Below are 10316 nucleotides of genomic sequence, written 5' to 3'. Positions count from 1 at the left end.
ACCTGATCAGCGGCGCTCGGCAGCTGCCGTCACCCGTTCATCGGCCGGCGAAGCCGTCACCCGCCATCAGCTGGCGAAGCCGTCACCGTTCCGTTCATCGGCAGGTGAAGCGCGACTCCGCCCAGTCGGCGAGCATGACCGTGTCGAGGACCCCCTGTGGCTGGACGACGAGGCGTACGGTGGCGCGGCCGGTGAGGGTGACGTGCATCGGTATGACGGACCGGCCGCCCCTCACCACCGGGGACCGCCACAGCGGTATGCCGTCCCCGTAGACGGCGAACCGCACCGAGCCGAGCCCGAGGGTGGCGTCGTCGACCCCTATGAGCGCGTCGTAGGCGGTGCAGCTGCGATTCAGGTCGATGGTCACGGAGGACACGCCGTGCACGGTGACGCCCTGGGCGTACCGCTGTCCGTCCACCCGGAGCCCGTGCCGCTGCCACACCCAACTGCCGCCGCCGCGCATCTCGGGCGCGCTGCCGTCGCCCTCGAAGCCGTACTCCAACTGGCTCCACTGGTAGATGACCGGGGCGGGCGGCGGCTGGGTCGGCGGCGGCCGGGTGGGCGGCGGCTGGGTGGGCTCGCTCGGCGTCGGGGTGGGGGTCGGCGTGCTCGGTGTCGGGGTGGGGGACCCGTGGGGGGCGGGGGTCCGGGACGGGCTGGGCGACGGAGTCGGGTCGGTCTCCGGGGACGTGGGGCCCGGCGGCCGAGTGGGCACCGGCTTTGCGACGGGCGGCAGCTCACGCTGCGGTCCGCCGGGCTTCTCCGGCTTCTCGGTCTCCCCGGGTTGCGGTAACGAGGCGGGCGGCTTGGCCTCGGGCTTGTGGGGCGGCGTCGCATGGCTGCCGACGAGAGCCAGGGCCAACGCGGCCGCGGCTGCCGCGGCGACAGCCGCCGTGACACCGGCCTTCACAGGCCCACTGAGCGCCGCCCCCACGCCCTGACCACTCGCACCGCCTTTGCCGGCAGCACCGCTGGCCTTGCCGGCAGCACCGCTGGCCTTGGCGGTCGCACCACCGGTCTTGCCGGCACCACCACTGCCTTTGCTGGCAACACCGCTGGCCTTGGCGGCCGCACCACCGGTCTTGCCGGCACCACCGGCCGTGCTGGGTCCGCTGCCTCCACCGGCCGTACTGGCGCCGCTGCCGCTGCCGCCGCCACTCGCACCGGTGCCGCCGGTGGCCTTCGTGCCGGCGCCTCCTGCGGCACCCGCGGACGGGCTGGTGCCCGTCCCGGCGGCACTCGTGCCGGTGCCCGCGCCGCCGCCACTCGCACCCGTGCCCGCGCCGCCTGCGCCAGTGGTACCCGCAGCCGTTCCGCCGCCTGCGCCACCGCCACCCGCAGCCGTTCCGCCGCCTCCGCCCGCGGCACTTGCGCCCGAGCCGCCACCGGCGCCCGCACCCGCACCCGCGCTCGCACCGGCGCCCGAGCCACCCGCACCGCCCGCACCGACGCCCGCGCCCGTGCTCCCGGCGCCCGCGCCACCGGCACTTCCACTTGCGCCGCCCCCTGCGCCTCCCGTGAGCCCGCCGGCGCTCGCGCCGCCCGCGCCCGAGGCGTGCCCCACGGCCGTGCCCGTTCCGGCACCGGCTGAGCCGGCGGCGTGGCCCACAGTCGTGCCCGCGCCCGCCGCTGCGGCGCCCGCCCCGGCCGCGCCACCCGCGAAGAGCGCGGCCACCTTCGCGTACCCGGCGGCGCCGAACCAGCCGATGATCGCCACCGGTACCGCGCCGGGGAGGCCGTTCGCCACGTCCTTGATCTGTCCGGCGGCCAGCCGGCACCGGGGACACTGGGCGAGGTGCTTGCGCAGGCCCCGTTCGGCCCGGCTGCGCAGGCCGCCGCGCGCATAGGCGCCCAGCCGGTCGGCGTGGCGTGCGCACTCCTGGTCGGCGGCGAGCGCGGCGCTCACGTGCGCCTGGAGATAGGCCTGCTTGAGGCCTTCACGGGCCCGGCTCGCCAGCACCCTGGTGCCGTTCGCATCGAGCCCGAAGAGCATGGCGACCTCGCCCGGGGACTCGTCCTCGACCTCGGTGTGCCACAGCACGGCCTGCCAGCGCTCCGGCAGGCTGCGGAACGCCTGCATGGCCAGCGACTGCTCGGCCTCCCGCATGGCCAGTACGTCGGCCCCCGCCTCGAGCGCCCCGGCGTCGGGCCCGGCGGTACCTTGCGCGGCCTGGGCGGCGAACGCGGCGAAGTCGTCGACCAACTGCTCCCGCCTGGCCGACTTCGTCCAGTCGGCGGCGACCCTGCGCACGGTGGTCAGCAGATAGGCGCGCACCGCGTGCAGGGGCCCGGAGCCGCTCCGTACGGCCTGGAGCGTCCGCGTGAACACCTCGGCGGTGAGGTCGTCCGCGGTGTGCGCGTCCCGGCAGCAGGTGCGGGCGTAGCGGCGCACGGCCCCGGCATGCCTGCGGAACAGGTCCGCATACGCGCTGTCGTCGCCGGAGCGCATCCGTGCGATCAGGTCGGCGTCCGAAGGCGCACCGGGAGCGCCGCCCGTGGCAGCGGAGCCCGTGGCCGCGGTGCCGGACTCGTTCGCCACGGGAGTGTCCCCCGGTTGGCGCTGTGCGGGCACGCTGGCCTCGTCGGGCGTGCCCGTGCCGTCGAGTGGTTCGTCCCGCCCGTCCATGCTCATCGCGGACTGCCTCCGCCTGCCCCGTCAACCCCGGCCTCCGGCCAGCGTCCCACAACGGCACGCTCTGCGGAGGCCCTTCCCCGGCCGCCTAGTCCTCCAGCCGTAAACGGTGCCGCTCCCGCATCACACGCCGGCGAGCTGCACCTCGCACCCACACGTACCAGGCACCGCCCGCACTTCCGATCCGGCGCGCCACCGCACCGCCGTTTCGGCCACGCACGCACCCGACGTCAGCACGGCCACCGCCACCCGGACCGAACATGAGGCCGCCGGGTGTTCACCCCCACGCCAAGTGGAACGGGGCCTTCAGGATGAGCACCAGGCTTCAACCAGAGCCAGCACGAGCCTCCAGGACCAGCACAAGCCTTCAAGACCAGCACGGGCTTGAGCCCATCACTGGACGAAGCCCATCACCAAACAAGGCCCACTACCGGACACCGGACGAGGCCCTCACAGACGGAGCACGCCACCAGATCGAGCACACCACCGGGCCAGGCAAACCACCCCGCCGCCCGCCCGGTGCTGTGCCCCGCGCACCGTGTCCCTACGCGGCCCGCCTCCCTACGCGGCCCGCCTCCCTACGCGGGCCGTGACCGCAGTCCCTCCAGCAGGATGTCGAGCAGTCGGCCCGAGGCCGCCGCCTGCTGGGCCGGATCAGGCAGGGCGGGAGCCGCGGTGGCTATGACGAGCAGGACGTCGGACACCGTCACGTCCTCCCGCAGCTCGCCCGCGTCCCGCGCCCGCTCCACCAGCCTGCCGACCACGTCGAGCAGCGCACGCGCGCCCGGTTCCTCCAGCGCGCCGTCGCCCTCCTCGCCGGAGCCCGAACCCGAGCCCGAAGCGGAGCCGGGCGTCTGACCGCGGTCGTCCGGGCCCGTACCCCGGCCGACCAGCCGCAGATCGGGGCCGGCCGCCCGCTGACCTGCCGCGGTCGCGGTCGAGGAGCCGGCGTCGGTGTGCGCCGCGGTGCGTTGCTGCGGCACCCGCCGGCCCGCCGCGAGGCCGTCGGCACCGCTGCCTTCACGCTCCGAACCGGCCGCGTGCTCCGCTGACTCGGCCGCCAGGTCGTCACCGTCGACCTCGACCCGCAGTATCTGCGGCGGCAGAAGTCGGCCGGCGCCGGAGGCGACCGAGGTGCGCAGGAAGCGGGAGAGCGCCGACCAAGGCTCGTCCTCCTGCCCCAGCGCCGCCAGTGCCTGGTCGGCGAGGCGCGCGGTCTCCTCCTCGGCTATCCGTCTGACCAGGACGTCCTTGCTGGGAAAGCGTCGGTAGACGGTGCCCACGCCGACGCGGGCGCGCCGCGCCACGTCCTCCATGGGAGCGCCGTACCCCAGCTCGCCGAAGACCTCGCGCGCAGCGCGCAGTACGTGCTCGAGATTGCGCTGGGCATCCACCCGCAACGGTGAGGTACGGGTGCCGTCCGTCGTGGTCGTGTGACTGCTTCCGCCTCCGCCTCCGCCACCTGAGGCGATGGCGGACGTGCCGGACCATTGAGAGTCCTGAATGTGCATGAATGTTCCCCCGGTTAAGTCGTCTCCCCCCGGAGACCGTCCCCGCCTTTGACAACCGGGACAACGGGGAACACCAATGGCGCGGGCCCGAGTCGGTGAGCCTGCCGAGCGCATCCCCCTACGCCCCGACGTCACAGAACATAGTTGAGCGCGAGTCAATTCAGAAGGGGCCGACCTTTCGAGGCGGCCCGCCCGATCGGAGCAGTCCCGGTCACCCCTCCGGCCCAGCGGCTGCAAAACGCCCGCAACATGCCGTCTGACCTGCGGGAATTTTACGGAACGTAAGCTTCCGCTCCAGCTCGACAACCTACGGCTTCCAGTCATACAAATTGTCGAGCCTGTGGACAAACGCCGGGCCGCGATGCGTCATGGGAAGGTGAAGGCCTCACTTTCCCCAGGGACCACGCCCGGTCCGGCATCGGGCCGGCGCATCCTCGTCGTCGGCGGTGGCTACGTCGGCATGTACACCGCCCTGCACCTCCAGCGGAGACTGAAGCCCGAGCTCGGGCGGGGCGAGGTGGAGATCGTCGTGGTCACCCCCGACCCGTACATGACCTACCAGCCGTTCCTGCCGGAGGCAGCCGCCGGGTCGATCTCCCCGCGGCACGTCGTCGTCCCCCTGCGCCGGGTCCTGCACCAGTGCCGGGTCGTCATCGGTGAGGCCAGCGCCATCAACCACGCGAAGCGCACCGCGACCCTCGACACCCTCTCCACCGAGGAGGAGGGCACCGGCGCCGTGACCATCTCCTACGACCAGCTCGTGCTGGCCCCCGGCTCCGTCTCGCGCACGCTCCCCGTACCGGGCCTGGCCGACCACGGCATCGGCTTCAAGACGGTCGAGGAGGCCATCGGGCTCCGCAACCACGTCATCGAGCAGATGGACATCGCCTCCTCCACCCGCGACCCCGCCGTCCGCGACGCGGCCCTGACCTTCGTCTTCGTCGGCGGCGGATACGCGGGCGTGGAGGCCCTGGGCGAGCTGGAGGACATGGCACGCTACGCCGCGCGGTACTACCACAACATCCGGCCCGAGGACATGAAATGGATCCTCGTGGAGGCCACCGACCGCATCCTCCCCGAGGTCGGCGCCGAGATGGGCGAGTACGCGGTGCGCGAGCTGCGCCGCCGCAACATCGACGTCCGCCTGCACACCCGCCTGGAATCCTGCGAGAACCGGGTCGCCGTCCTGGACGACGGCGCACGCTTCCCCACCCGTACGGTGGTGTGGACCGCCGGCGTCAAGCCGCACCCCGTCCTCGCCGCGAGCGACCTGCCGCTGGACAAGCGCGGCCGGCTGACCTGCACCACCCGGCTCAGCGTCGACGGCGTCACGCACGCCTGGAGCGCCGGCGACGCGGCCGCCGTACCCGACGCAACCGCCGAGGAGCCCGGCACCCTCTGTGCCCCGAACGCCCAGCACGCGGTGCGCCAGGCGAAGGTGCTCGCCGAGAACATCGTCGCCACGCTGCGCGACACACCCCTCAAGGAGTACGCCCACTCCTACGCAGGCTCGGTCGCCTCCCTGGGCCTCCACAAGGGTGTCGCGCATGTCTACGGACGCAAGCTGAAGGGCTATCCTGCATGGTTCATGCACCGCGTCTACCACCTGAGCAGGGTGCCCACCTTCAACCGCAAGGCACGCGTGTTGGCCGAATGGACACTCTCCGGGCTGTTCAAACGCGAGATCGTCTCCCTGGGGTCCCTGGAACACCCCCGCGCGGAGTTCGAGCTCGCGGCCGGAGGACACGGGGGTCACCCACCCCGCAACCCGAACGGGTCCTCCTGAGAGGTGTCAGGAACTACGGCGATGCAAGCGGCGTCTGACGGATAACGGATTCCCGTCCCGTCGGTCAGACTGGATCCGCGACCTCCGGCGGACCGTCCCCACCAGGAACGGTGCCGCCGCTGCGACCTTCATGCCACCCATGACATCGCTGACCTCGCACATCTCCCCACACCCCGGCGTCCCGACCCCACCAGGCCGCTGCCCAGAGCGTCGCCCCCGGAGCAATCCCCGGGACCCACCGCAAGGGGCAGGCCCCGACACCACGACACGAGGCAAGAATTCGGTGAACTTCACCCGCTGGAGCGCCCGGCTCTCCGGAACGCAGCGTCGCATCCGGTCCAACCATGGGACGTCCCTGGCACAGCGAGGGGAAAGCCCGGTGCCCGCCGCCCGAGCCGGGCAGCCGGCGCACCGGTCGACGCCCGCCGACGAGGCCGCCGGTGAGTCCGACCCCGCTGCCGACGCCCAGCCCCCGCAGCCCCCGCACGCCGGCACCCGCGGCAACCCGCAGGTACGCAGGATCCTCGACCACATCCCCGCCCTGGTCGCCTTCGTGCACGGCCCCGAGCACCGCATCGCCTACGTGAACGACGCCTATGAGGCCGCCTTCGGCATCCGCCCCACCGGTGCCCCCGCCGACCAGGCCATGCCCGAACTCGCCGAGCTTGGCCTGCTCACCCTCCTCGACCAGGTGCTGCGCAGCCGCAAGCCGCGCACCGTCAAGTCCCGCAAGGCGCCGGACGGCCGCTTCTACACGTTCACCTGCACCCCGGTCGACCCGCCGACCGCATGCGACGGCGGCGGCGTCCTGATCTTCGCCGCCGACGTCACCGAACACGCCCAGGCCAACGAACGCCTGCGCGCCGGCGAGCGCAGCCAGCGCGAGACCGCCGTCACCCTCCAGCGGTCCCTGCTGCCGCAGCAGCTCGAAGAGCCCGACGACCTGCGCATCGCCGCCACCTACCACCCCGGCGGCACCGAAGCCGCGGTCGGCGGCGACTGGTACGACGTCATCACCCTCGGCGGCGGCCGCAGCGCCCTCGTCATCGGCGACGTGATGGGCCGCGGCGTGCGCGCCGCCGCCGTCATGGGCCAGCTGCGCACCGCGGTACGCGCCTACGCCCGCCTGGACCTGCCCCCACACGAGGTCCTGCAACTCCTCGACGGACTCGCCGCCGAGATCGACGACCACCAGATCGCCACCTGCGTCTACGCCGTCCACGACCCGAACGAGGGACGGCTCGTCTACGCGTCGGCCGGCCACCCCCCGATCCTGGTACGCAACGAGGACGGCACCGTGCGGCGCGCCGACGAGCCCACCGGGCCCCCGCTCGGCACCGGCGGCTGGCTGCACTCCTCGGGATCCGTTCCGCTCGGTCCTGGCGCCACCGCCGTGCTCTACACGGACGGCCTCGTCGAGCGCCGCGACCAGGACATCGACGAAGGCATCGCCGCCCTCGAACGCGCCCTCGCGGGAGCCACCGGCACACCCCAGGTGGTCTGCGACCGCCTGCTGCGCATCGCAGGCGTCACCGCCGCCCACGACGACGACGTCGCCATGCTCGTCCTCCAGCACACCGCCCACAGCGGCCCCGACCGCGACCTCTTCCGCAACGCCGCCCTGGACCTGCTCGGTGGAGTAGAAGCCGCACCACGCGCGCGTGCCTTCGCCTCCGGCGTCCTCACCAGCTGGCGCTTCCCGCCCGAGATGCACGACCTCGGCGTCCTCGCGGCCAGCGAACTCGTCGCCAACTCCCTCCAGCACGGCATCCCGCCCATGCGCCTGAGGCTGCGCCGTACCGACCGCCGCCTCATCATCGAGGTCACCGACGGCGACGACCACCTGCCGCGCCGCCGCAGCGCCGAGCCCGTCGACGAGGCGGGCCGCGGTATCGCCATCGTCGCCACCATCGCCGCGAACTGGGGCGCCCGTCGCACCCCCGAAGGCGGCAAGGCCGTCTGGTGCGAGTTCGCCGTCCCACCCGGCACGCCCACCCCGCGCGCACCTCACATGTGAGCGCGGTTCGCCTCCGGGACCGCGCAGCCATCCCGCCCTCAGTCGCCGGCCGGACCCTCAGGCGCCGGCCGGCCGGGTGGACATCTGCTCGGCCGGGACCCCACCGGCCGCGACGACCCTGCTCCGCACCGCAGACGGCTGGTCCTGCGCCGGCGACAACCGCCGCCCGAGCCGCACCGCCAGCACGGTCACGACCAGCGAGAACAGCAGGAACGTCACGACGTACGGCATGTGCAGCGACGCCCCCAGGGGCCCGCCCACGGCCGGCCCGAGCGCCAGGGCAAGCTGCTTCACCAGCGCGAAAGCCGAGTTGTAACGCCCGGCCATCCCGCTCGGCGCAAGATCCGCGACCAACGGCGCGAGAACCGGCGACAGCATCGCCTCACCGAGCCCGAACAGGGCATACGTCGAGATGAACGCCGCCGTCGCCACCACCGGACCACCCGGCCCGAGCCCCGCGTACCCGGCCGCCGCCCATGCCAGCGCCCACAGCAACCCGACGGCTGCGATCACCCGGGACCGCTTCCGGTGCTCCACGAACCGCAGCACCGCGAACTGCGCCACCACGATCACCGCCGTGTTCGCCGCGAGCGCGACACCGAGCATCGACGGCGAGATCCCCGCCGCCGCGACGCCGTACGCCGTCAGCCCCGACTCGAACTGCCCGTAGCAGACGAAGAACAGCACGAACCCGAGCACGCACAGCTGCACCATCGCCCGATTCCCCAGCAGCACCCGCGCACCGCCCCGCACCACTGCCCCCGGCCCGTCGTGCGCCCCGTCCAGCTCCGACGCCCCCGACGCACGGGGTATCCGCGCCGAAGCGGAAACGGCCACAGCTGCCAGCACCAGGAACATCACGGCCTCGATCGCGAACAGCACCGTGAAGCTGCCCGGCCGGTGCACGTCCACGACCCAGCCGCCCAGCAGACCACCGACGCCCAGACCCAGGTTCTGCAAGAAGAACTGCGTCGCGAAGGCACGGGTGCGCTGCGCCGAAGCGGAAGACCACACGAGCAACGTCGCCAGCGCGGGCTGCATCACCGCTGTCCCCACCCCGAGCACCGCAGCCGACAGCCCAGCGCCCGCCACACTGCCCGCCACACCGAGGCACATGGCTCCCACGGACGCCAGCAGCGCCGCGCCCACCAGCACGAACACCGGACCACGCCGATCGATGACCCGACCGACGAACGGCAGCACCACCAGCGCCGCCACGGCAAAGACCGCGAGCACCAACCCCGCGGCCCCGGCCCCCAGGCCCCGCACCTGCGCCACGTAGACGTAGAGAAACGGAACCGTGAGACCAAGACCGAGCGCACTCAGCGCACTGCCCACCTGGATCCGGCGCACGGCCACGGCCGCGCTCACCCCCCTGCTCACACTCACCTCACCCGAGATAGATGAAGTCGAAAGACTTCGATAGTAAAGTTAGAAGCTAAATTCTACGAAACGAAGGACTTCAATGCAAAACGAGGGCGTGGCATACTGCGCACATGGGTGACACCCCTGGCGTCAACGAGCCGAGCAATGAGCCGAGCATCGAGGAGCAGATCGCTGCCTACCAGCGGGAGTTCCGCGACCTCGATCCCCAGGTCGAGCAGATCGTCTCGGCCCTCGGCCGGCTGAACCGCCGGATGAACGTCGCCTACGGCCGGCAGACCGCCACGCTCGGCATAAGCAACGCCGAGTGGGAGGTACTCAAGGCGCTCGTGGTCTCAGGCGCCCCGTACCGGCTCGGGCCCGGGGACCTGGCCAAGCGGTTGGGGCTGACGCCCGCCGCGATGACCCACCGCATCGACCGCATGGTGAGCGAAGGTCTCGTCACCCGAGACCGGGATGAGAACAACCGTGTACGGGTGATCGTCGAGGCCACCCCCGCGGGCCGCGCCAAGTGGCAGGAGGCCATGCGCCTCGCCGCCGTCTTCGAAGAGGACCTCGTCCAGGACCTCTCCCCGGAGGAGCGCAAGGACCTCGGCGAGGTCCTCATCCGACTCCTCCGCCGAGTCGAGCAGACCCAACCGGACGCGGGCGGACGCCTCAGCGACCTCGACTGACTCCCTCGCCTGGCTGCTGCCGAGCCGGGCCTGCGTGAGCAACGGCGGCGTGAGTTGACAGGGCCAGGAGTGATCCGTAAGGTTCTTCGGGTTGCCACGGAGCCGTAACGGTTCCGCGACAACGCCTTTCGTCGCAACCGCGACACCCAACCCTTAGCGCGACATCCCAGTGGGATTCCCTTTGGCGTGCCCAAAGGAAATCACGCAGGGCTCGGATTATGAGCCTCCAGGATCATGGGCTATGGTTTGAAACCTCGCCGGAACGGCCGCAAGGCACGGAAAGGCGCCCGCTCCGGCCGGGAAATCGGATCAG

Annotated in this window: 6 protein-coding genes; 3 read left to right on the top strand and 3 right to left on the bottom strand. The window is 72.4% G+C overall.

The window, feature by feature from the left end:
- Positions 1–94 precede the first annotated feature (94 nt).
- Positions 95–2632: a sigma-70 family RNA polymerase sigma factor gene (locus tag NQO67_RS44715; RefSeq protein WP_374119274.1), complete on the bottom strand. Its 2538-nt coding sequence runs from the start codon at positions 2630–2632 to the stop codon at positions 95–97.
- 578 nt (positions 2633–3210) lie between these two features.
- Positions 3211–4143 (bottom strand): TetR/AcrR family transcriptional regulator, encoded by a 933-nt coding sequence (locus tag NQO67_RS38985; protein ID WP_255955242.1) that lies wholly within the window; start codon positions 4141–4143, stop codon positions 3211–3213.
- A 361-nt stretch (positions 4144–4504) separates the two neighbouring features.
- Between NQO67_RS38985 and NQO67_RS38980 the strand changes: the two genes are divergently transcribed.
- Positions 4505–5929, top strand: coding sequence for an NAD(P)/FAD-dependent oxidoreductase (locus NQO67_RS38980; RefSeq protein WP_305126815.1), 1425 nt, complete (start codon positions 4505–4507; stop codon positions 5927–5929).
- 283 nt (positions 5930–6212) lie between these two features.
- Positions 6213–7946: an ATP-binding SpoIIE family protein phosphatase gene (locus NQO67_RS38975; protein ID WP_255955241.1), complete on the top strand. Its 1734-nt coding sequence runs from the start codon at positions 6213–6215 to the stop codon at positions 7944–7946.
- A 57-nt stretch (positions 7947–8003) separates the two neighbouring features.
- On the opposite strand, the gene NQO67_RS38970 is transcribed toward NQO67_RS38975, so the two are convergent.
- Complete coding sequence (locus NQO67_RS38970) at positions 8004–9329, bottom strand: MFS transporter (protein ID WP_255955303.1); 1326 nt, start codon at positions 9327–9329, stop codon at positions 8004–8006.
- Positions 9330–9442: 113 nt separating this feature from the next.
- On the opposite strand from NQO67_RS38970, the gene NQO67_RS38965 reads away from it, so the two are divergent.
- Positions 9443–10003: a MarR family winged helix-turn-helix transcriptional regulator gene (locus tag NQO67_RS38965; RefSeq protein WP_255955240.1), complete on the top strand. Its 561-nt coding sequence runs from the start codon at positions 9443–9445 to the stop codon at positions 10001–10003.
- The last annotated feature ends 313 nt before the right edge of the window (positions 10004–10316 follow it).

The organism is Streptomyces odontomachi (genome assembly GCF_024435355.1).
Lineage (GTDB): Bacteria > Actinomycetota > Actinomycetes > Streptomycetales > Streptomycetaceae > Streptomyces > Streptomyces odontomachi.
This window is presented reverse-complemented; position numbering and strand designations above follow the sequence as displayed.

What these genes read in the sequence shown, in the direction of transcription:
- NQO67_RS44715 (WP_374119274.1), bottom strand. Translation starts at nt 2,632, where the DNA reads ATGAGCATGGACGGGCGGGACGAACCACTCGACGGCACGGGCACGCCC.
- NQO67_RS38985 (WP_255955242.1), bottom strand. Translation starts at nt 4,143, where the DNA reads ATGCACATTCAGGACTCTCAATGGTCCGGCACGTCCGCCATCGCCTCA.
- NQO67_RS38980 (WP_305126815.1), top strand. Translation starts at nt 4,505, where the DNA reads ATGCGTCATGGGAAGGTGAAGGCCTCACTTTCCCCAGGGACCACGCCC.
- NQO67_RS38965 (WP_255955240.1), top strand. Translation starts at nt 9,443, where the DNA reads ATGGGTGACACCCCTGGCGTCAACGAGCCGAGCAATGAGCCGAGCATC.